Origin of the sequence: Terrisporobacter glycolicus ATCC 14880 = DSM 1288, from assembly GCF_036812735.1 — a bacterium.
GTDB classification, from domain to species: domain Bacteria; phylum Bacillota; class Clostridia; order Peptostreptococcales; family Peptostreptococcaceae; genus Terrisporobacter; species Terrisporobacter glycolicus.
Map to the genome: position 1 here is coordinate 2352787 of NZ_CP117523.1, position 24704 is coordinate 2377490.

The 24704-nt window shown below is 28.6% G+C and carries 22 protein-coding genes and 1 pseudogene; all 23 read right to left on the reverse strand.

All coding sequences use genetic code 11. The annotated features are described in order from the left end of the window. Positions 1 to 17: 17 nt before the first annotated feature. On the reverse strand, positions 18 to 608 hold the full coding sequence (locus tag TEGL_RS11625; protein WP_018590570.1) for a class I SAM-dependent methyltransferase: 591 nt from the start codon (positions 606 to 608) through the stop codon (positions 18 to 20). A gap of 139 nt (positions 609 to 747) precedes the next feature. Then, a complete protein-coding gene (locus tag TEGL_RS11630; RefSeq protein ID WP_018590569.1) occupies positions 748 to 1566 on the reverse strand; it encodes a hypothetical protein in 819 nt (272 codons plus the stop codon). A 113-nt stretch (positions 1567 to 1679) separates the two neighbouring features. Continuing rightward, the gene (locus tag TEGL_RS11635; RefSeq protein ID WP_018590568.1) at positions 1680 to 2384 is read right to left on the reverse strand and encodes a hypothetical protein; all 705 of its coding nucleotides are present in this window, start codon (positions 2382 to 2384) and stop codon (positions 1680 to 1682) included. Between the two features lie 175 nt (positions 2385 to 2559). Further along, positions 2560 to 4560 carry an FAD-dependent oxidoreductase gene (locus tag TEGL_RS11640; RefSeq protein ID WP_018590567.1) on the reverse strand — a complete coding sequence of 667 codons (2001 nt, stop codon included), beginning with the start codon at positions 4558 to 4560 and terminating at the stop codon, positions 2560 to 2562. Between the two features lie 116 nt (positions 4561 to 4676). Next, positions 4677 to 5474: a MerR family transcriptional regulator gene (locus TEGL_RS11645; protein ID WP_018590566.1), complete on the reverse strand. Its 798-nt coding sequence runs from the start codon at positions 5472 to 5474 to the stop codon at positions 4677 to 4679. A gap of 123 nt (positions 5475 to 5597) precedes the next feature. After that, the gene (locus TEGL_RS11650) at positions 5598 to 6233 is read right to left on the reverse strand and encodes a type 1 glutamine amidotransferase family protein (RefSeq protein WP_018590565.1); all 636 of its coding nucleotides are present in this window, start codon (positions 6231 to 6233) and stop codon (positions 5598 to 5600) included. A 152-nt stretch (positions 6234 to 6385) separates the two neighbouring features. Further along, positions 6386 to 7273 carry a helix-turn-helix transcriptional regulator gene (locus TEGL_RS11655; RefSeq protein WP_018590564.1) on the reverse strand — a complete coding sequence of 296 codons (888 nt, stop codon included), beginning with the start codon at positions 7271 to 7273 and terminating at the stop codon, positions 6386 to 6388. 239 nt (positions 7274 to 7512) lie between these two features. After that, entirely contained in the window at positions 7513 to 8772 is a 1260-nt protein-coding gene (locus tag TEGL_RS11660) for a 4Fe-4S dicluster domain-containing protein (RefSeq protein WP_018590563.1), read from the reverse strand. Positions 8773 to 8970: 198 nt separating this feature from the next. Next, positions 8971 to 9522, reverse strand: a complete 552-nt coding sequence (locus TEGL_RS11665; protein ID WP_018590562.1) for a spore coat protein — start codon at positions 9520 to 9522, stop codon at positions 8971 to 8973. A gap of 108 nt (positions 9523 to 9630) precedes the next feature. Beyond that, positions 9631 to 10875, reverse strand: a pseudogene (locus tag TEGL_RS19815) (Glu/Leu/Phe/Val family dehydrogenase). Between the two features lie 211 nt (positions 10876 to 11086). After that, on the reverse strand, positions 11087 to 11437 hold the full coding sequence (locus TEGL_RS11680) for a GIY-YIG nuclease family protein (RefSeq protein ID WP_018590559.1): 351 nt from the start codon (positions 11435 to 11437) through the stop codon (positions 11087 to 11089). A 261-nt stretch (positions 11438 to 11698) separates the two neighbouring features. Further along, positions 11699 to 12412, reverse strand: a complete 714-nt coding sequence (locus tag TEGL_RS11685; protein ID WP_018590558.1) for a hypothetical protein — start codon at positions 12410 to 12412, stop codon at positions 11699 to 11701. A 465-nt stretch (positions 12413 to 12877) separates the two neighbouring features. Further along, positions 12878 to 13444, reverse strand: a complete 567-nt coding sequence (locus TEGL_RS11690) for a 50S ribosomal protein L25/general stress protein Ctc (RefSeq protein WP_018590557.1) — start codon at positions 13442 to 13444, stop codon at positions 12878 to 12880. 630 nt (positions 13445 to 14074) lie between these two features. After that, a complete protein-coding gene (locus tag TEGL_RS11695; RefSeq protein WP_018590556.1) occupies positions 14075 to 14497 on the reverse strand; it encodes a PTS sugar transporter subunit IIA in 423 nt (140 codons plus the stop codon). After that, positions 14497 to 15918, reverse strand: a complete 1422-nt coding sequence (locus tag TEGL_RS11700; RefSeq protein WP_018590555.1) for a PTS mannitol transporter subunit IICB — start codon at positions 15916 to 15918, stop codon at positions 14497 to 14499. Before TEGL_RS11700 ends, TEGL_RS11695 begins: the two co-directional genes overlap by 1 nt. 123 nt (positions 15919 to 16041) lie before the next feature. Continuing rightward, positions 16042 to 16698 (reverse strand): fructose-6-phosphate aldolase, encoded by a 657-nt coding sequence (gene fsa / locus TEGL_RS11705; protein ID WP_018590554.1) that lies wholly within the window; start codon positions 16696 to 16698, stop codon positions 16042 to 16044. A gap of 45 nt (positions 16699 to 16743) precedes the next feature. Beyond that, positions 16744 to 17520, reverse strand: coding sequence for an SDR family NAD(P)-dependent oxidoreductase (locus tag TEGL_RS11710; protein ID WP_018590553.1), 777 nt, complete (start codon positions 17518 to 17520; stop codon positions 16744 to 16746). Positions 17521 to 17677: 157 nt separating this feature from the next. After that, complete coding sequence (locus TEGL_RS11715) at positions 17678 to 18427, reverse strand: GntR family transcriptional regulator (RefSeq protein WP_018590552.1); 750 nt, start codon at positions 18425 to 18427, stop codon at positions 17678 to 17680. 320 nt (positions 18428 to 18747) lie between these two features. Further along, a complete protein-coding gene (locus TEGL_RS11720) occupies positions 18748 to 18981 on the reverse strand; it encodes a hypothetical protein (protein ID WP_018590551.1) in 234 nt (77 codons plus the stop codon). Positions 18982 to 19006: 25 nt separating this feature from the next. Next, positions 19007 to 19672, reverse strand: coding sequence for an ABC transporter ATP-binding protein (locus tag TEGL_RS11725; RefSeq protein ID WP_018590550.1), 666 nt, complete (start codon positions 19670 to 19672; stop codon positions 19007 to 19009). A 45-nt stretch (positions 19673 to 19717) separates the two neighbouring features. Beyond that, positions 19718 to 22444, reverse strand: coding sequence for an ABC transporter permease (locus tag TEGL_RS11730; RefSeq protein WP_018590549.1), 2727 nt, complete (start codon positions 22442 to 22444; stop codon positions 19718 to 19720). A 154-nt stretch (positions 22445 to 22598) separates the two neighbouring features. Further along, the gene (locus tag TEGL_RS11735) at positions 22599 to 23882 is read right to left on the reverse strand and encodes a sensor histidine kinase (RefSeq protein ID WP_161618787.1); all 1284 of its coding nucleotides are present in this window, start codon (positions 23880 to 23882) and stop codon (positions 22599 to 22601) included. Between the two features lie 71 nt (positions 23883 to 23953). Next, positions 23954 to 24667: a LytR/AlgR family response regulator transcription factor gene (locus TEGL_RS11740; RefSeq protein ID WP_018590547.1), complete on the reverse strand. Its 714-nt coding sequence runs from the start codon at positions 24665 to 24667 to the stop codon at positions 23954 to 23956. Between the last annotated feature and the right edge of the window lie 37 nt (positions 24668 to 24704).

Consider the following 24704-nt stretch of genomic DNA (forward strand, 5'->3'; position numbering starts at 1 on the left):
TAATTCTTTCAAGTTTTTTAATTCTTTTCTATAACTACATAGTACATATCATCATTTTCAAAGGCTTCAATTACCTTTAGTCCAGCATTAATAAAAACATTTTTTTGTTCATTTATTTCCATTAATATTGATTCATGTACTCTTTCATCAGCATTTCTATGAAGATTATTTAAAAACTCTCTACTGTCTGAGTGAGCAATCATAAGTATTCCATCTTCTTTTAAACTATTTTTCACAAGATTTGAAATAGTTTGTGTTTTATTTTCTAAATGAGGATACATGGAGTATAGAATTATTTTGTCATATTTATGTTTTAACTCTTCTTTTTCAACATTTACTAAGTCAAAATCAACATTACTCAAATGATTAAATTTACTTTTAGCAACTTCTAACATTCCTTTAGAAATATCTACACCTTTGATTCTTCCTGTGCATACTCTTTCATTTAAAAATGGTATTAAAACTCCCGTTCCAGTACCTATGTCCAGAATTTCATCGTCTTCTTGAATTTCAAGCTTGTCCAATAAATAATTAATTTTAGATTCATCTACATTAATCATATTGTCCCATTTTTTAGCTACAGAATTAAAAAAATCTGCTTGTCCCAAAATATTCCCCCCTAACAAAAAAAGCCATGAAGATAAAAAACCTTCATGGCTTCGTTTCAAATTATTTTATTGACATAAGTGTAACACACTTTAATTTATTTTTCATTAATTTTACACATTTATCATTAAATAGTAGCAATTATCTAGATACTTCTCCTGTAGACTTGTCTACATACCACCATCCATAAGTCTCTCTCATTCCATTGTCATCGTAGTTATCAGCAGTCAGATGGTACCTATTTCCTATTACTTCATATACTTCAATTGTGTTTGGAGCATGACCAATTTCTTTTATAAAATAATTTTTAAGTATTTTTTTTGCCTTATCTTCAGAAATTCCATCACTATTTAAACTTTTTTCTTTCTTTTTAGCTTCCTCTTGTATTCTCTTCTCTTCTTCTTTAGCAATTTTAGCTATTTTTTCTATGGCATCTTCACAATCTTCTTTTATATTTGTTAAAGTTTCTTTTTGTGAATCATAAGACTTATTGTCTTTTATAAGTTGTAAAGCTTTATCGATATCTTTTATTGCTTTTGAGTAATTTTTATTAGAAAAATAATTTTGGGATGATTTCGTTAATTTATCAATTTTCTCATTTAATTCCTTGTCTTCTTTAACTTGCTCTTTTAAAGTTTTAGCTTCTTGAACTAAAATATCAGATCCATTTTCATAATTTATAACTCCATCTAAAAGTTCTAAGGATTGATCAAATTCACGTTTTTCATAAGATTTTAAAGCTTTAACATATTTTTCACTTTGATTGTATAAATCAGTTGCCACCTTGTCATCTTTCTTTTCTTCCAATGCCTTTTCAAACTCTGTTATGGCATCTTCATATTTTTTGTTTTTTAAAGCCTCATTCCCCAACTCTATGGCTTTATTGTATGCTGCATCACTTTTACACCCTACTAGTAAAAGCATACTTAATATGCATACTGATATTAATTTTTTTTTCATTTTGTATCCCTCACTTTGTATCTATATTTTGACATTGTAATTATATCAAAATATAGATTATTTTTCCATAAAGGTTTACAACTAATTGTTTTTTTATTTTTTAATATACATTTTTATTTTATGATACTTTTTATTTCTTTTTTAAGCTTTGGATCAAGATTCTCCTTTAAATAGACCTTTTTCCACTCTTCATTTAAAGACTTCTTCTGATCATTTGAAAAACTTTCTGAATGATACGGATTAAGAATGTCAACCATTTCATAACTCTCAAAGTCAATATATTTACATAATTCATCTATATTTTGAATTAAAAACTTCATATTATCATATGATACAAAGCTTCCACTTCGTCCATATTTTGAAAGGTAACTACTTATTTGATAGTCTTCATTTGTTGCTTTAAAATATGCACCTGAAGCATCCATTGTTTCATTACTATCATTTACATATCTAACAAGCTGAATTTCTCTTATTAATTTATCTTTTTCTGTTAAATCCTTATATCTGTGGTTTATGTATCCAACTAGCCCAGGGCTCCAATCAGGATCTAAAATATAACGTTTACGTTCTTTAATTTCATCTTTCGTATATCCACATCCTTTGAGGCTCTCTAAGTTTTTATCAATTTCTTTATCTCTAATTTCTGTTAATTCTTTAATACTCAAATCATCTAAATTTTCAGGTGATTTTTTTTCATTAGATACCTCAGGTATTTTCGTTATTTTTTCATTATCATTTTTATTTGCAAATACAAATACAATTGTTGATATACCTAAAGTAGCTAAAACTAAAATTAAGCCTATTTTTTTCTTAAACATTTCTATTTTCACCCCTTCTAAAACCAATTATATCAAACCAATAATTAATGTAAATAAATGGTAAACAATTATATTCTTTCAATATCTTAAGCTTAATTTATTTTCAAATGAAAAAAGTAGTTACTAACAAATATTTTATAGTAACTACTTTGGTCTTTAATTATTTCTAATATTATTAAATATTTCTTGCTACTTCATATGCATCCCAGATAGCGTACATAATATTTTGTACTTTATTAGCATCACCAATCATTCTTACTTCTGGGTGTAAAAACTTAATTTCATCATATAATGATTTTTCTGAATTATATCCTATAGCAAGTATTGCTGAGTCTGATTTTATTATTTCTTTTTTTCCATCAACTTCAATAACAAAACCTTCTTCTACTGATTTTGAAATTTTTGCACCACATTTTACATTAATTTTCTTAAACTCAACTAAGTCTTTTAACATATCATGGTTTGCATGACATAAAGGACCTCCAACTTTCAAGATATCATCCATCATTTCAACAATAGTTACATCTTTTCCTTGATCCTTTAACCATAGGGCAGTTTCACATCCTACTAAACCACCACCTATAACTATAGTAGACTGTCCTACATCCTCTTTTTTAAGTAATACTTCCTCAGCTGTAAATACCTTTTTAGGTCCTTCTATAGATAATTTTCTTGGTCTAGATCCTGTTGCTATAATTACTGTGTCTGCTTCATATTTTTTAACAGTTTCTGTTGTCGCACATGTTTTAAAATCTATTTTTACTCCAAGTTTTTCAAGTTCTAATTCATACCACTTCACAAGAGCAAGATCATCTTCTTTAAAATCTGGTGCTCCTGCTGGAATTAAATTTCCGCCTAATCTTTCAGACTTTTCTATAAGTACCACATTGTGACCTCTTAGTGCGGATACTCTTGCAGCTTCACATCCTGCAACTCCACCACCAATAATAAGTACTTTTTTCTTTTCATCTGCCTTTTTAACTTCTAGCTCTTTTTCTCTACCACAAGCTGGGTTAACTGCACATGATATATTTGCATAAGTCTGTAATCTTCCCATACAACCTTCTTGGCAAGAAAGGCAAGGACGAACGCTTTTGTAGTCACCTGCTAATATTTTATTTGGTATTTCTGCATCTGCAAGTAATGGTCTGGCAAGACCTATCATATCAGTTTTTCCCTCTAAAATTGCTTCACTAGCCAAATCTGGATCTTCCATTCTTCCTGCACTAATTATAGGAACATTTACATTGTTTTTAAGTATTTCATTGTAAGGTAAGTATAGTCCCTTTTCTTGATACATAGGTGGATGACTCCAATACCATGAGTCATATGATCCTACATCTGCATTTAGGGCATCGTAACCTGCATCAACTAATATTTTAGCCGCTTCAATTCCTTCTGGAATATCACGCCCCATCTCTTGGAATTCTTCATTTGGTAGTCCACCCTTACACCAATCTTTTATAAAACTTTTAATACTATATCTTAAAGATACTGGGAAATCTTCTCCACATCTCTTTTTAATCTCTTGTACAATTTCACATGCAAAACGTAAACGATTTTCTAAACTTCCGCCATATTCATCAGTTCTATTATTAAATAATGCAATTGCAAACTGATCAATTAGATATCCTTCATGAACAGCATGAATTTCTACACCGTCAAATCCTGATTTTTTTGCGATTTCTGCTGATTCTCCAAACTTTCTTACATATTCTTTTACTTCCCCATTTGTTAACTCACGACATGTTACACCTTTTAAGAATCTATGAGGTATTGGTGATGGCGCTACTGCTACATCTCCTACTATAGATGGAATACTAACACGCCCAAACCCTCCAGATAGTTGTAAAAATATTTTAGAACCATAAGCATGAACACGTTCTGTCATAGCCTTTCCTCTAGTAATAAAACTAAGTGGATTAATAGTCGGACAAGGCATAGATGGTAGTGCACATTTTTCAATATCATTTTCAACCATAGTTACCCCAGTCATGATTAAGCCAGTTCCACCTTTAGCACGTTCTACATAGAACTCTTCTCCTCTTTCATTGAAACTCCCATCAGGATTACACAATCCCCCTGGCCCCATTGGAGCTAGTACAAATCTATTTTTTATCTCCAACTTACCGATTTTAATTGGCTCAAATAAAACTTTATACTTTTCTTGCATCATATTATCCTCCCCTAATACTAAATTTATTTTTGTAGTGAATCACTATCTAACATTCAGTATAGGATATGAAGTAACTTTATCTGCAAGGGTTTTTGTTAATTTTTTATTAAAGTATATTATTTTATGGGTATCCATAGCTCAATGTATGTATGTAATTTAGCAGGTTTCTCCACTTCTACAATTAAAATTTTTCCTATAATATCTCCTGCTATTTTCAATACTCTAGACTTTGCATAGCTCAGTCCTTTCTCAAATACCACATCTGGATTTAAGGTTAACTCATCATCTACCCTTTGTATTGTATGTAAGCAAGAAGTACTTTCTAGTATTTTAACATTTAAATCCATTGGCAAATTTAATTCATTTGCTTTGTCATCTAAAACAATATATCCAAAGTTGCTACAATTATTTTCCATATGTTTTATAACTGCTAATTGTACTGTTGGCATTGCTTTTACCCATTGATGAACTACTTTTTGTGATTCTCTATTTTTTGAAATCCAACCACATTCTTCATCATAAAAAAATAATATTTTAGGTGACTTGGCAAATTCATATTTATCTAATAATTCATCAATAAGATAAATACTATTCATATTTTCTTCCATTGATTCTGCCAACCCTTGATAATATCTAGCTTTTTCATATGCTTGATTTTTGAATTCTTCCATCCTTTCCTTAATAATCAGACGATTGTTTTCTTCTCCGCTAAACTGTTTAACTATCATCTTCATAGGAATTTCCATGTTTTTATACTTGGTATAAGATAAAAGTCGAAACACATCAACCACATTATAATAACGATTACCGTTTATTTCTTTATTAACTTTAATTAAATTTTCTTTTTCAAAATATCTAATAGCACTTGTTGTAACTCCTAATAACTCAGCTAAATCAGTTATACTATATCTCATTTTAAAAATTTCCTTTCTACCTAAAGTTACTTTATGTATTTTTATCCATTGGACTATTAATCAAGTCACATACTTATTTTATCATATCCAATATATGGTATAAAAAGGAATTTTCATCTACTTTTAGTCATTTTTAATTTTATCCATTAACTCAAAGAAATATCTTGATTCATGAGTCTTATAAAGATTCAACCATAAATTTAATACTTCTGGTTTAAAAACATCTAATAACCTTATTACCTCAACTGTAAATTCTAAGGGAGCTATACCTGAAGCTGTAACTAAATTTTTATCATTTACTGCAACTTCTCTCTTATAATATTTTTCTCCAGAATAATTAGATACTATCATTTTAAGATATTCCAAGTCATTACTTGTATGATATGACGAATCTAATAATCCCTTCTTTGCAAGTCCTATAGTTGCACCACAAATTGCCGCAACTACAGTTCCTTTTTTCAAAGCTTCTTTTGCTTTTTCTAGTAGGGGTTCATGAATTACTGATGTCCAAGTTTCTCCTCCTGGTAAAATCAAAACATCTTCACTATGAAGATTGCACTCATCTATAGAAACTTCTGGTATTATTTTCAATCCTCCCATTGTTGTTATAGTATTTTTATCAATTCCTGCTGTAATTACCTTTAATGGATCTAATCCTTTTTTAAAATATCTTCCTGTATTTAGTTCTGCAGTCAAATATCCTACTTCCCAATCTGACATAGTATTAAATACATAAAGATATGCTTTTCTAGTTTTCATAATTTCCACTCCTTTTAAGTTAATTGGTATGACTTATTATAAAATAACTTCACTGACATGTTGTGTCAGTGAAGTTATTAAACTTGATAATATTCTATTAACTCATTTAGATCTTCAATCATTTTTTCCTTCAAATTTAGTGGTTCAATTATCTAAATAGACTTTCCATAAGGTATAAGCAAATCAGGTACATATTTATAAATTACTTCTTCTTGAAGTAAAAATATTACTTCATTTGAGTTTCGTTCTTTAATATGATGTGCTAAAAACCAGTTCTGACATAAGTTATCCAAAGCATTTGCTTTTCCTCTTATAATTAAAAGCTTAAGATCTTGCGTATCTTCTTTATACTCCAGTAATGTTTTCATAAAAAATTTACTAGGAGAAAATGATTCTGGAAAATTAAAAGTATTTTCTGTACCTATAGTACTAATAATTCTATCTACTCTAAAATTACGAATTTCATTCCTAAAATGACAAAATGCTACTAAATACCAATTGTTATTCCAGTAAACAATCCCATATGGGTCAATAAGTCTTTCTTTTACTTTTTCTTCACTACCAGTGCGATACTTAATTTCTACTGATAATTTGTTTACTATATTATGTTCAAGTTTTTTTAGCAATAACTCCACAGATGATTTTGCAATTGGTTTTATTACTTCAAATCCTGCTAAATGTTGATTTAGAACTTTTTCCTGTTCTTGATTTGAGTACATTTTTATTTTTGACGTTGCTTTATCTAATTCCTCATTTAAAAAATAGCCAGCTTCTTTTGCAAACATAGCAGCATGAAGTAATGCTGTTTGCTCTTTAGTGTGAAAAAAAAGAGGGGCTTCAACAAAATTATTCAATAATGTGTACCCACCATTATGACCTGCATCAGAAATAATAGGCACACCACTGGCACAAAGTGTATCCATATAACGATAAACAGTTCTTATATTAATTTCTAGTTTTTCAGATATTTCTTTTGCTGTTACTCTTTTATCTGAACTTAACATCCACAAAATTGACATCATATTATCAATTTTAGCCATATGTACTCACCTCTTTTTAAAATATATAAAAATGTTATAAAGTCTCTAGTTTCATACTCTCTAATTTATTTTCTTATTTTACTTACATAAAAAAATACATTGATAAATTCATCAATGTATTTTCATAGTAAAATTATACCCTACCTAAACCCTCTACTATTTTCTAATAACAAATATATTCTATAAACTCCATATTGTCAATAAACTAAACTTCATATTTAAACAGGACAAGCAAACTACTACTTAACATTTAATAATCGTTCCAAGTATATTGATTTAACTTGTTCATTTGCCAAAGCTCTCTTAGCTGGAGGTAATTTTAGTATTGCAGATAGTATGGCCGCCATTGCCCTATGGCTATTTAATGCCTTATTATCAAATATAAGTTCTTGTAATTGCCCTTTTTCTATTGCCATAAGAACTACTCTATGTACTGAATTTGCAGGAGTTATTATTTTTTCTTTTCTTTTCAAAAGTAATATGCTATTTTTAGGGCAATTTCTAGCACAAATTCCACATCCTAAACAAACGTCTTCATTAATTTTAATTATATTCTTATCATTTTCTTTTATCTTACTTATTGCTCCTATGGGGCAAGCACTCTCACATTTGCCACAACCTATGCAAGAATTATAATTAATATTTGGTATAAAACTAGTTGTTGCTACTGGATGCATATTCCCAAATTTTCTAGCTGCTAATAACGCTTCACAACAACATCCACAGCAATTACATATAAAACTTACTCCTTTTCTTACATTTTCACCGCATTGAACTAAATTATTTTCATATGCTTGATGTAATAATTCTTTACACTCAGAAGCATCTATTCTTCTTGCATAGTTGTATTTTATTAAAGAATTTGCTGTTCCATTAAAAGTCATACATATATCCATAGGAGAGTCACAACCTTGCCCCACATGTTTCATTTTATGCCTGCAATAACACATTCCTACTCCTATATGCTCAGCTTCTTCTATTATGTGGGTAGCTCTTTCATAATCTAATATAGTGACTTCGTTATCACTACTTAATACTTCTTCTTGAACAAAAACTCTTCCTAATTTTGTTTCTGCGGAATAAAATAAGTCCTTTATAAAATCCTCTTCAACATTTAAATATTGATAATAGAGTTCTGCCAAAAGTTTTTGATCAATATCATTTCTAGTTCTCATCAAAGCAAATTCTATAAACCCAGCCATGGGAGGAGGAAGTATATATTGTTTTCCCTTATCATCTTCTATGTCTAATAAAATTGCTTTACTAGCAAGTGTATCAAGGACTTTTAAAGCTTCAATCTCACTTACACTCCATATATTAGCTGCCGTTTTTACACGAAAAGCTTTTATTGGTAACTGAGCAACTAATTCTGCTTCTTTTTCTGTAAATAACATAGCTAATATTTTGTACAAAGTTTTTGATGGAGGAGCTCCTTGTGGAAATCTATTTAACCTTTCCTCTAAACTTTTATATCCATTTTTTGAACTTATATGCGACACCTATATCACCCTTTTATTTATTATCTAAATTATTGTATATACAAATAATCTCACTTTACATTATGTAACTATTATTGATTTTTTATAATAACATGTGATATTTATATATTAACTAATTACTTGCTTAAAATAAAAAATGGCTTATCCACTTTTTAAGCGGCAAAGCCATTTTAATTTTATATTTTTTATAACTACTTTTTATTGTTGTGTAACTTCATTATATATGTTTCCTATTTTAGCTATTTCTTCTTGAGGTGCTGAGCATAATGGATAATACCCTTTACTAACCATCCACTGCCAAACCTCATAAGAGTGATTGCAGCACATTGTAAATGCATCCTTTAAAAATTCTCTTAAATCTGGATTACTACAATCCATTGCATTCCATGCATATTCTCTTCCAGCTCTTTTTAATGTAAGAAGGTATCCTGTTGCTATTTCTCTATCATTAAATTGTTCTACATTTACTCTAGGTGTAACAGGTATAGTATCAACAGGTGCTTTTGTAAAATCATTTAAAGTTCTTTTTAACATTGGTACATTAAGTTTTTCTGATGGAGCACTTGCTTCTTTTACAAATCTCACTTTTAAGTTATAGTCTTGAACATGTGCTTGAAATTGACTTTCTATAATGTTTTTTAACTCTACATCTGTGGCTTGATTTCTAAACATTGCCATATTAGTTATAGAGTTTACACAACTTAGAATTAATTCACTCAAGCCATGTAATTCTCCTGGTGCTAAGTTCATAATTATACCTCCATTAATTTTAGTTCAGTCTTATAATTTCCAAAACTATATCCCTCTATTCAAATTAAAATTATAATTTTTTAATACTTATCTATAAGTTTTAAAATTTTATATTCCTCTTAATTCAAGTACTTGAGAAATTCTTTTTATTGATTTCATATAAGTTGCTGTTCTCATATCAACTGTATATTCATTCATTATATTCCATATTTCTTCAAAGGCATCATTCATAACTTTACTTTGTTTTGACTGAACTTCTTCAAAACTCCAAGTTAATCTTTGTAAGTTTTGTACCCATTCAAAGTATGAAACTGTAACACCACCACTATTTGCAAGTATATCTGGTATAACTACAATACCATTTTTGTATAGTATTTCATCTGCTTCTGGAGTAGTTGGTCCATTTGCACCTTCACAAACAATTTTAGCTTTTACATATGCTGCATTGTCTTTTGTTATTTGTTTTTCTAGAGCACAAGGGAATAATATATCAACATCCATTGTTATTATACTTTCATCAACTGGTGTAGAATTTGGGAATCCTTTTATACATCTATTAACTTTGTTGTACTCTGTTAACTCATCTATATCTAAACCATTTTCATTATATATACAACCTGTATGGTCTTGTACTGCCACAATTTTTGATCCCTTTTCCACCATATATTTTGCTGTAAAACTACCTACATTTCCAAATCCTTATATACCAATTCTTGCATTATTTAAATCTATATTCATTTTCTTAGCTGCTGCTATAGCCATAGAGGATACACCATATCCTGTTGCTTCTGTTCTTGCTAGGGAACCATAGAATTCTACAGGTTTTCCTGTATATGTTCCTGGGGCAAATTTGCCTGTTACCTTTGTATGTTCATCTAGCATCCAAACCATTATTTCTCCATTTGTATTAACATCTGGTGCAGAAATATCTAAATCTTCTCCAACTATTGGTGATATTGCCTTAGCATAAGCTCTTGAAATTCTTTCTAATTCTCCTTTTGAGTAGTCTCTAGGGTCTAAAGTTATACCACCTTTTGATCCTCCATAAGGAAGCCCAACTACTCCACACTTAAATGTCATCCAAGTTGATAAAGCTTTTACTTCATCCATACAAACTGCTGGATGGAATCTTAGTCCACCTTTGTATGGTCCACATAAGTCATTATGTTGAGATCTATATCCAGTAAATCTTTTTAAACTACCATCATCCATTTTTGCAAGGAATGAAACTTCTAAAACTCTATTTGGAGTACTTAAAACTTCATAGACCATTGGGTCTGAATTTAATTTTTCACATGCATTTTTAATTTGCTTTCTTGCTATATCTAATAATCCTAAATTGTTTTTGTTCATATCTGTACCTCCGAAAAATTTATTCAGAAAACGTTTTCCAGATATTTATATAGTATCATCGCTTTCCATAAAATGATAATATTTGTTCTTTATGGATATCATAAGATTTTATAATGATATATTTTTTCCAAAAAATAAATACAATTTGCTCAATAAAAAAAGACCTATAAATAGGCCACTTTACTTTGCATTTAGCAGTTGTTAGTTATTTTTATATTTCCTCCACTTTTTTTTCTGTAAATCTATCTTTACACATTTCTCTTAGTATTTTTAATTCTTCACTATAATCTACTTTACTTTCGTCCTTGTCATATGGTAGTATCTCTACTGTTTTTATCTCAAAATTCTCTTCTTTATTTTCATTCCAGTCTTGTTGTAGCTTTTTACATTTATGGCTATTAAGTTTTAATTTAAATTTATCACCATTTATTGTAGCCTTTATATTTTTATCATAACCTAAATAAACAGTATCTGTTTTTATAGATTTAAACATATATACACCCATTTCTGGTTTCATTTCTTTGTATTGTTGTAACAATTCTTTTCTCTTTAACTTATCCATAATTTATCACCTCTTTTATCAGTATTATACCTTATTACTTCATTTATTAATTTATACTATTTCAGCATACTAATCAATCTACGCTTCGTAGAATTAATTTTTCAATCTAAATATAATATTTAAAATTATTTATACAAAATAAAAAACCATATTAATTATTCCATCAATATGGTTCTCCGTGGATTTATTTGACGTAGGTGATTTACAAGAAAGTATGTATTTCATATATCTGCCTAAATATTTAATTTTTCTAAGTTAATTTTAATGTACTTCAATATACTTGTCTAAATCATCATGATATATTTCGATATTTAATTCTTGAGGTTCTGTTTTTTGATTTAATAACAAATCTAACATATGATGAGCCGTTTTTCCCCCTATTGTCATAGATTTAATACAAGAAACACAATACACAACTACATCTTCGCATGGCATTTGCATAGCACGTTCCTTTTGCTTTTTATGTATCTCTTCTATAGGTAGTATTGGATAATAACTATCTCCACAACAAATAGATTTTATTTTACTAAATTCTGAATCAATGACTCTAATGTTCATTTTTTCTAAAAGACTTCTAACAGCATTATGTACTTGCGGTTTAGGTCTATATGCACATGAGTCTTGCACTGATACCTCCAGACCCAAATAATTTGGTAATGATAAATTTTCAATACTATCTAAAATTTCCCAAATAGATATTGTTTGTATACCTTCATATAGCGACCTAAATCTTTTATCGCAACCAGCACAATTATTTATAATTGTAGAGCCTTGTGGTAATTGTGGATTATGATGGCAACAAATGCTGTGCATTTTAACTATGCCAAAATATTGGTTCAATATTTTTAAAATTTCATCTCCTGCATACGGCTTATATATATTCATGGCACAACCCGGATTAAAGTAACACTTATTCATATCGATATCTTCTATTTTAATACTTTCCAATATAGTCTTACTCGTTTGATTACTCATATTTTTGCTCCCTTTCAAGTTAAATTAGAATTTCTGTTATTTGTCATACTATTACAACGACTTATCACAATTTTTCAGATGCTCTATTTATTTTCTCCATATACAAAAGTACAAAACATCTTCATCCTATGAGAAAATTATAGCATAGGTGTTATATAACATTCCTCTACAATTTGAACATTCAATTATAAATATTTATATGATATAAACAAACTAGACACTAAATCATGTCTAAATAATTTAAGAGAACTAAGTAGTGTTGGCCATAAGGTGGCCGGTTGTATTGCCATGTTACCAGTGAAAAAATATGATATATTTGCAGTAGATAAATTTTTCAAGTTTTGTTCAGAAGTATTTATTTTTCTTTGCAAGACAAAATAAAGTAGGAAAGAGCTTTTCATGTGTTTACACAAAAGTGCACGACCATCCAAGCTCTTTCCATAATTATGTGTTCTTAATATTTATTTATTCTTCAACAGCTGTAGGAGTATAATTTTTTCTTTCACTTACACGCAATACGATACTTTCTGGATCAATTTGTAATTCAATTTTATCACTCTTTAGTTCAGGAATTTCTCCAACAGTTAAAGCAGTCCCTGCCTTCATTCCGTCAACATCAATAGTTATGGTATCAATCATATCTTCAGGTAGAGAAGCATATGGTATTTCAAGATGTATTCTCTCTAGTATGCCTGCGATTTTATCATCATTGATAACAATGATATGAATTACACTGTTAACTTTTTCGTCTGCAGTTAACGCTTGAAAACTGATATGTAGAATTTCATTGTTAACTGCATTTAAGGATTTTTCCTTAATTTGTACAGGTAATGTTTTCCCGTCAATATTCATCATCACTTTACTGCCTTCACGTTTAAGGCGTATCAATTTACGTGCAACGGTTTCTTCCATTTGAATAGAGATTGATTCTGGCAAAGAATTACCAAACACATCTCCAGGAACCATCCCGAGTCGTCTCATTTTTTTTGCCTTTACATTAAAATCACGTTTTTGAACATTAATAGTTTCCATTTTGTTTCCTCCAAATTGTTTTATTATATATGCTTAATTGCAGCGTCGTGCGTTGCAATGAAACAGGCGATAGAAGTTAGGCTTTTATTGCCGCTTGTCACAGCTTACCTACCATTTTATTTATGTAATATATTGTTACTTTCCTCAAATTGCTTCATTTCATCAATATTAGACTCGTTTTCCAAAAGCAGTTTAAAATAAAGTCTGAATCTTTTTGGTCTTTAACTTAATATCCTCTTCTCAAACTACCAAATCTCTTTTCGAACCCTAATAAAAAAGAAGAGCTCTTTATACAACGCAATAAGCGCAATACCAAAAGCCCTTCTTTAAAGACGGTTCTTTTTTATTTAAAATTTTATTTTTTATTTACAATTAAGTATAGTATATAGTAGTTCCCATTGAAAATCAAGGGTATTCGTTTTCCCTTTCGTATACCCTTACTTTAAACTGTGTATAAAGTGGCAGTAACTATGTTGAATTTTCCTAACACTTGCCTTTTTGTTAATTTTCGTTAGATAGGATGGTAGCTAATTCAATAACATAAAATATAAAACATATAAAGTAATTTAATTTATGATTCACGATAAAAAGAGTAGAGTCACTCTATGAATGGCTCTACTCTTTTTAGTATTACTTTGATTGAAAAATTTCTATAAATTCATCTACTGAATTAGAGTTTATCAGTTCATTTACCTTATCCTGTGAAGAAAGAGTTATAGCTATTTCAGATAATAACTGTAAATGTTCTCCATCCTTACCAGCTATACCTATAATTATATTAGCTTCTTTTCCACTATAATCTATCTTATCTCTGAAATGCAGTATTACAATTCCAGAACTTTTAACATATTTTTTCCCATCTAGTGTTCCATGAGGTATAGCTACATTATTCCCTATATATGTTTGATCTGTTTTTTCTTTTTCTAACATTGAATCTATGTACTCAGGTTCTATTAGTCCATGTTCCAATAATTTTTCTCCCGCAAATTTAATTGCTTCATTCTTTTCCATTTTATCTAAATTAAAATATAGAATATCTTTGTTTATAAGCATTATTTTACTTCTCCTCTCTTAAGCTCTTCTATAAGAGTATCATAAACAGGATCATTTAAAAAAGACTCTATGGTTTTAATTTTTGCATTTGGTATATTTTTTTCTGCCCTGTCATATAAATTCTTATGGCAAACTACTAACTTAACTCCATCTGGAACTTTGTCGATTGCATAATTTACTACATTTATATTTAGTTTTGATTCATTTACTTTGTTTCTTAAAATACCTGCTCCCATAGCACTTGATCCTATACCTGCATCACAAGCAAACACTATAGTCTCTATATCTTTTGTAAATAGAACCTCATCACTTTTATTCATAGCTACTACATCTGACATATCATTATTAGTACTCATACCTAACATGCTTCCTATTTCATCACCTAATGACATGTCTTCATCATTTTCTTTACTTTTATCCGCCTTTAAAAATACACTAGCTAATGCAAATGATGCTGCTAAACCTGCTAGTATTCCAAGCATTACTTGAATAAATCCACCTTTAGGTAACATAATTAAAAAGGATACGATACTTCCTGGATGAGGATATCCTGCTAATCCAGCACCTAGTAAATTCCAAACTAAAGCCTGTGCTATTCCTCCTACTATTACCGCTAAAAACATTATAGGTTTCATTAATACATAAGGGAAGTATACTTCATGAATACCACCTATAAATTCAATTAGTAATGCTGATGGTGCTGATTTCTTACTATTTCCTTTTCCAAATATTGAGTATGCTAACAATATTCCCGCTCCTGGAGCTGGACTTGAAACCAACATGAAAAATATTGTCTGGCCATGCTGAGAAATATCTTGTACACCTAGTGGTACAAAAATACCTTGATCTATAGCATTATTTAAGAATAAAACTTTTGCCGGTTCTATAATTACCGCTAATAAAGGTAGCAATTTAGCTTTTATAATTGTATTTATACCTGCTACAGCTACATCAGTTGTTGAACTAATTATTGGTCCTATTACTTTAAATGATATAATAGCCAACACCATACCTAAAATTCCTATTGTAAAATTGCTTATTAACATTTCAAATCCAGATTTAATCTTACCTTCTAGAAACTTATCAATTTTTTTAATACAAAATGCTCCTAAAGGTCCAAGTATCATAGCTGCCATAAACATAGGTATATCTGAACCTACTATAGCACCCATAGTAGCAACAACACCTGCTACTCCTCCCCTTTGATTATAAATCATATTACCACCTGTAAAAGCTATTAATATAGGTAGTAAGTATTTTATCATTGGATCTACCATACTTCCTAATTGTTCATTCGGAAACCATCCTGTAGGTATAAAAAATGCAGTTATTAATCCCCATGCTATAAAAGCCCCTATATTTGGAATTACCATACCTGCTAAAAACCCTCCAAATTTCTGTACTCTCACTTTTATATCCATTTATATTCCCTCCTTTAGTTTATATGTGCGCCTAATAATTCAACTTATATTTACTTTCGATTATACCCTTAAAAACACTATATGATTTTAATCTCAATTCTCATCTTTTACTTTTTATCATATTTATTTTCCAAATACTTTTTTATAATCAACTTTAAATTTTTCAATTCCCTGATCAGTAAGAGGATGTTTAACTATTTGTTCTATTACTGAGTATGGAACTGTAGCTATATCTGCTCCTGATAAGGCACACTCCGTTACATGTGTTGCATTACGTACAGACGCTGCAATTATTTGAGTTTTAATATCATCATATTTAGAGAACATTTCTGATATTGATTTTATAAGATTTATTCCTGACTGAGATATATCGTCTAATCTTCCTACAAATGGTGATACATAAGTAGCTCCAGCTCTTGCTGCAAGTAAGGCCTGATTTGGTGTAAATATTAAAGTTAAATTAGTTTTTATTCCTTCATTACTTAAAACTTTACAAGCTTTTAATCCTTCTATTGTTACTGGTATTTTTACAACCATATTTGTATGAATTTTAGCTATTTGACGAGCTTCTTCAATTATACCTTCTGCATCTTCTGTTGTTGCTCTAACTTCTCCACTTATTGGTCCATCTACTATACTTGCTATTTCAGCAATTACTTCTTCAAATACTCTTCCTTCTTTTGCAATAAGTGATGGATTTGTTGTTACTCCACATATAACTCCTGTATCATTGGCTTTCTTTATATCTTCTACATTTGCTGTATCAATAAAAAATTTCATAAGATTTCCCTCTCCTTTTACTAATTAATTGTCAATTTATATAATCTACCACATAAAATCTCCACCGTTAATATTTAATGCTTGACCTGTTATATAATCCGAATCTTTTGTCGATAAAAATACCACTAAATTTGCTATATCATCTACTTCTCCTATGCGATTTGCTGGTATTTTATCTTTGAAATAATCCATAACTTTATCTTCTGGAATATTTCTCTTTTTACCATAATCTGCTGCTTGTTTTTCCCACATTGGAGTACATACTACGCCTGGACAAATTGAGTTTACCTTAATATTATCTTTAGCAAATTCCTTTGACAAAGATTGTGTTAACCCTATTACTCCAAATTTACTTGCACAATATGCTTGATAGTTTGATGTTCCTACTTTCCCTGATTGAGAAGACATATTTATTATACTGCCGCCTCCATTTTCTAACATTTGCTTAATAGCTTCTTTACAACACAAAAACTGTCCTTTTAAATTAATATCCATAGTTAAATCCCAAATGTTCTCAGTATGTTCAAAGAATGGTGTTATTATAGATATACCTGCATTATTTACCCATATATCAACTAATCCAAGGTTTTCCTTCACCATACGTCCCACTTCTTTAATATTTTCTATATCTGTCACATCTAATTTATAAGCCTCAGCTATACCACCTTTTTCCTTTATTACATTAGCAACTCTTCGTGCTGCTTCTTCATTTATATCAGTTACAGCGACATTTGCTCCTTGTTTGGCTAATTCAGCGCAGACACCTTCACCTATACCACTAGCACCTCCAGTAACCACTGCTGTTTTCCCCTTTAATCTCATAACTCATTACCTCCTCACGACATCGCTATGTCCTTATCTCTCATTTTATTATATGTGTAACTTTACCTCTTTGTCAATCGTTTTCATATTCTTTTTTAACTTTTTATAAATTCAAAAAAAGATGAACTCTATTTAAGTTCATCAACTTTATTATTAATTAACGTTCATATTTTAAAATTGCGCTAAATCTAGTCATATCCCCTCTATCTCTAGAAACTGAATACTCAAACGGTTCTTCATTCTTATCATATATTACAGTATTAACTAATTGTACAGCAGTGCCTTCTTTAACATTTAATATTTCTGCATCTTTTTTACTGATATTAATTGCTCTAAAAGTTTTTTTAGCATAATTAATAATCACATTATATTCTTTTTTTAAAGTTAAAAATAAAGAAACTTCTGAAAAGTTGTACTTATCTAACCCTGGCGCAACATCATAAGGAATATATGTGTCTACTAATACAGAGGGTTCATTCTCTACAAACCTTAACCTTGATAGTTTATAGAATCTCTCATATTTATCACCAAATATATCTTCTAATTCACTGTCCAAATGTATGATGTTTATACTCAATTCTTCTGTTCTAGTTTCTAATCCTTGTCTTATAGCTTCATCTTCAAAACTTCTTAATTGTTCAAGACCCCATACATTATACTTCTTTCGTTTTTTTACAAAAGTTCCTATTCCTCTTTTAATTTCCAAATATCCTTCTCTTATCAATAAATCTACCGATTGTCTTACAGTAGTCCTACTAACATCAAAAAACTCCATCAACTCTTTCTCTGAAGGAAGTTTATACCCAACTTCATATTCTCCGCTATTAATTTTACCTATAATATAATTCTTTAATTGAGAATATAAAGGAATCTCTGAGTTTTTGTCTAAAATAAATTCTCTAGCCATTTTTTCACCTCAATTATCTAAATACGACATCACTATCTCTTGTCTATAATATTACTAAATAAACAGTAATTTGTCCAATAATTATTTGTCTTTAACATGTTCACAAAATATTGATTATTACTAAATCAATATCTACTACTAATTCTTAACTTAACACAATAAAATAAAAAAGCATCAACATAATCTTTTATGTGATGCTTCTTATAATACATATAGGTGAAGATGATTCACAAGAATAAGACCTACAGTTCTATTTTACATTATCCTAAATAAGTTTTACACTTATGGGTTCTTCTAGAACGAAGTCCTCATTACTAATTCTATAAATCTTTTCTAAATACAGATATACACTTAAATAATGTCATTATAGAAATTATAGCTAATATCCCTAAATTCACCAATTCCACTAACATCCATATGTCTCCACCAAGTAATCTTATAAAAGGTATATTATAGCTATCTGCTAAAAACTTATAGTGAAAAAACAACCTTCCTGATAATATTAAACTTGTTAAACTTAATAAAAATATAGAAACTGCACTTATTTTTTTCATATTATATACTCCTTCTTTTTAATTTTTAAACATTTAATTTTCCATCTTGTATTCTAATGCAACAATCCGCCATTTTAGCAATCTCGTCATTGTGAGTTATCATAACTAAAGTTTGTCCAAATTCTCTAACACAGTCTTGTAAAAGTTTCATAACTTCCATAGTAGTTTTACTGTCTAAGTTTCCTGTTGGCTCATCTGCAAATATTACAGATGGTTTGCTAGCAAGAGCTCTAGCAATTGCAACTCTTTGCTGTTGACCTCCTGATAGTTCATTTGGAAACTTTTTAATTTGTGATTTTAGTCCTAATTTATCTACAAGTTCATCTACATATTTTTTGTCTACTTTTTTACCATCTAGTGATACTGGTAAAATAATGTTATTATATACATCAATAACTGGTATTAAATTAAAACTTTGAAATATAAACCCAAACTCTTCCCTCCTTATTTCAGATAACTTGTCATCATTTAATGTATAAATATCCATATTATCTAAACAAACACTTCCACATGTTGGCTTATCAAGTCCTGCCATACAATGGAGTAGTGTACTCTTTCCAGAGCCACTAGTTCCTACAACTGCTGTAAATTTCTTTGGTTCTATATTTAGATTTATTCCATCAAGTGCTTTAACTTCACTTTCACCTTTTCCATATATCATTTTTAAATTTTTTACACTTAGAGTTTTCATAATAATTTTCCCTTCTTTAGTTATATTGATTATTTATTATTTAAACTAATCTTCTTTTATTTGCTCAACTATACTATCTTTATTAAGTTTACCAAAGGTAAATGTTACTGAAAGTAAGCACATTACCATGGTGATTAGCACAAATATTAAAATAGGAACTTTAGGGAGTATATACCATGTTCCTTCATAAGGTACGTTCTGATATTTAGCCGTCATTCTAAGTAAATGCGCCCATTTTATACCTTTATAAAAAATAAATAAGAAACCTACCATAGAACATACTAATCCATATATAAATCCTTCTATTAATAAAATTCCTTTTAAATCTTTAATTGATAACCCAATGGATCTCATTACCCCAAATTCTTTTTTTCTTATAGTTATGCTTGTTACAATACTAAAAATTATATTTATAATTGCAGTAATTGATAACATTGCACAATTGGATACATCTCTAACAACAGCTTGCCAAGCAAGTTCTCCATTCTCTGTAGTTATAGTTTCTTTATCATTGTATTTGATGTCTTCTCTATTTTTAAATAAATCCTTAACTTGGGCTTTCACACTATCTAACTTAGCCTCATCAGCCTTTATCTTTACTTGTTTAAAACTTGGATTTCCTGTTATTTTTGCATACTCATTTGCATCAACTAATACATCTGGTACCTTGGAATGAGTATAAGTTCCCACAGCAAACCATTCTTTACTTAAAAATCCTACAATCTTTATATCTATAGTTTTGTACTGTAATTTACCATCAATTTCTACAGGAACCTTAAACTTTAATATATCTCCCAACTTATATTTTTCATTGAAAGTTTGTTGATATCCGCTATATTCCTGGTCAAAAAAGTTATTATATACAACAGCTTCTAAAACTTCACTATTCTTATCATAAATACTTCCACTTTCAATAATTCCTTCATGTTTTTTCTCTATATCATGTAAAGCTTCTTTATTTAGCCCAATCACATCAAATCGACCTTCAAACTCTTTACATTCATCTTTTATTGATAAATTTTCTTTATAATACTTTGATAAATCACTTGTATTTAAGTTTGTATAACCAGCATCTGATGTGAAGGTATAAATATCCTTTACTCCTTTTATGGAAGATATTTTTTCAATATCATCATTGTGAATCCCTGCTTTTTCATACCTACTATTTCCCGTATAACCTGTATATCTTACATCTATATCATAATCTCCTAGATTTTGTATTAGGGTATTACCTATATTTGTTTTATCATAAGAAGTTATAGATTTCTTCACACCATAAACACCTGCCATACCTACAATAATTGCAGTGGTCAAAATATAAACCTTATTTCTTTTTGAATTATTTATGGCAATATTTATCTTCATATTTGTTTTTGAGATTGAATCTTTAGTTTTTTTTATTTTTATTACCTTCTTACCTACATTTGAAATTATTAACTTAATATTTTTGTAATACTTTAAAAGTTTTTTATAAATCTTTAAAATAAAAGACTTAATCTTTCTGTAAACTTTTAATTTAATAAATATTTCATCTAGTGCATCAAAAGGTGATTTTACTTTTCCAAACATCATATTTATTGGATATGATTTTAATGTGGTTATTATTGGTATTATGGTAGATACAAATAATATGGAAATAGTTATCTTTAATGTTTTTCCAATTATTTTACTACTTATATAAATTGGTGCTTTAGATGTATCTATGCTAACTCCAGTTAACTCAAAATGACTTATCATTCCCTGTGCCAGTAAATATCCTCCAAAGAAACCAATCATAGATCCCACCAATAATATAAGTAAATTTTTCAAAAGTAAAATAATCAATGATTGCTTCTTACTCATTCCAACAACTCTTAAAAGACCTAATTCCCTAATAATTTCTTTCATCATTATATTAAATACATTAAAAATAATACACGCAGATGCAATTATAGTTCCTGTATCAAATAAATTAAAACTGCTTAAAGCTTCTTGATTTTCTTCCTTTGCCATAGTTATAACTCTATTTGGTCTCATATTTATTTCACCATTATCAAGTTTAAGTGAAAGTTCATCTATTCTTCTTTGAACATTGGAAGTTCCTGATTTTAAATCTATGAAACCACTGTAACTAATAGCTTCTTTTGGATATTCAAAGTCATTATTAACATATACTCCATCCCCCTCTGATGCCTGCTTCATCATATCAGTCATTTTGTATATTCCTACTATTTTAAACTTTTGGCTTTTATCAAGTATTTCTTGCTCTTTATTGCTATTTACATATTCTTTTATATATCTAAAGTCCACATCATACTCTTGTGACTTTAAGTTAGTTGAATTAATATTTTTATTAGACTTCAATTCTTTAAATAAATCATCATCGATTATTATTTCATTCTTGTTTTGTGGAAATCTTCCCTCAACAAGAGTGTGCTTTGATTTTTCGAAATATGACTTATTAAAGCTTTCTAAAAAATAGCCCTTTTTATTGTATATAATTTGTCCGTAGAATTTCTTATCTACACAACTTTTTACATTTTCATCACCTTCAACAGTATTCAAATCCTTTTGCGACATATTAGCAAAATCAACTTGATAACTTGGACTTTGTCTATATATCTCATCCATTGTATATTTAGATTGACTCTTTCTTGCAACAGTAGTTCCAAATATTATTGTTGTTGAAACAGCTATTGCAAATATCATTATTAAAAATTTCTTTATATTTTTAAAACAATACCCTTTTAGTAGGGTAAATATCATTTTAATAGTTATGATCTTTGATTTCATAATCTACCTCCCTATATATTGAATTATTGCTTAATTTATCCCCCAAAAAACATTAAGGGGGTGTTCCCTTTATCAAGATAACACCCCTATGTTTTATGTTCAATATATACGGTGTGAGTGGTATTTATGTAAGCGCAACTGTCATAGTTGTTTGCTAATTAGTCCTCAGCGGTATATATATTTTTAATGTAAATTTATTTTTTTCATCTATAGTTTCCATATCTCCATCATATTTTTTAAGAGATTCTTTTATACTGGAAAGACCTATTCCATGAAGAAATGAATCTTTCTTGCTACTAATTATTCTATTATTCTTCATTTTTATTTCGTTGGATTTACTATTTTCACACTTTATCACATAATAAGATTTAACTATAGTTCCTCTTAAATTTATATATCTATCATTTTCAACTTTTTTACAAGCTTCTATTGCATTATCTATCATATTTGCAAATATGGCTGATACATCTATCATTTCTACAAAATCACATTTTTCAAAATTTATATCACAAAAGAAATCTATATTGTTTTTCATACATTCTGATTGTTTATCACTCAAAATTATATCTAGTATTCTATTTCCACTATCAAATGCATTGTCAAAATCCTTAAGTTCTTTCTTAATACTATCTATATATTCATTTATATCTTCATTTTCAATCTGATTAATACAAGCCATATGATTGTTAATGTCATGATATAATTTTCTTACTTTCATTTGAGACTCTTGTATGTTTAAATAATAATTATACTGCATATCTAACTTATCATTGATAGCTTTTAACTCTGATTTAGATTTCATACTTTTTATTAAATTATTTATAACTATTACCAAAAATATATTACAAAATATCATAATAATCGGTACTATATTTTGAATTATGTTTATAAAATTTGCCAAACCAAAATTAACTTCATATGAAGTGTAATTAGATAAATCCTTTGCAATAATGCTATATAAATCTAAAATAAGATTACCACCTACAATTATAAAAAATATACTTATACCATTTATAATTATAGTTAACCCAATATACATATAGTATTTTTTATTTATATCTAAGTTTATAATTTTTTTGAAGTTTTTAATAAATATTATCAGTATAGTATTTACTATTAAGTACTTAGCTAATTTATATTTTAATGGAGTATAAGCTATTATGAATTCAAATAATGCTTTTAATAAAAAATAACTTACTATATTCTCAATTATAATATATCCAAGTGAAAATACCATACCGTAAATCAAAGAATCTTTTTTAGAAATTTCAAATAAACTTTTACATAGTAAAGCTAGTATTACACCTTGTAAAGCACAATAATATATTTTTATGACTTCAAACTTAGGTAGAAGTAATATTAAGATTATAAGTGTATATACTAGTATATGCTCTTTCCTATTCCTTAACTGTTTTTTCTCTCTTAATTTATTTATCATTAGATAAAATATAACAAAATAAAGTATGGAGTTTGTCACATATATTATCGATAAAATCAGAAATTCTCCCATTATAATACACTTCCTATATAACTTAAAAATTTGGCTTTAGTTTCTTTGAATCTATGACGACTTATAGGTACTTCATCTTTATTCTCGAGAATAGCCACATATTGTTTTATATTTTCAATATAAGTAATATTAACAAGAAAACTTTTATGGCATCTGAAAAAATTATATCTACTTAACTCTTTTTCTATTTTATCAATACTCATTTTTGTATTATAATCCTGCTCTATAGTATGTATTGTCATATCTTTATTTTGAATTTCTATATATGTAATATGATTTACATTTATTTTATACACATCATTTTTTCCATTTACCACTATGTAATTATCTTTTTTATCATTTATTTCTTTAATACATGATGTTAAATGCTTTTTCAAATCATCAAACTTTATTGGCTTTAATAAATATCTGTATGCTCTTACCTCATAGCCCTCTTGAATATATTTTACTAATGATGTTGTGAATATTATCTCCACTTCTTTTTTATCTACTTCTCTAATTTTTTTAGCTATTTCCATGCCATCTAATTTGTCCATTTGTATGTCTAATAAGAATATATCTATATTTTGTGGATAGTTTTCAAGTAGATCTTCTCCTGATGTGAAAGTTAGTATTTCATAGTTATTTGTTATTTCTCTTAGTATTTTATTTATGTGTGCTTTTAGAATCTCTTGTTGTTTGAACTCGTCTTCACATATTACTATTTTTAACATTTTATTCTCCGTTAGTTTTATTTATATTTATTATTGT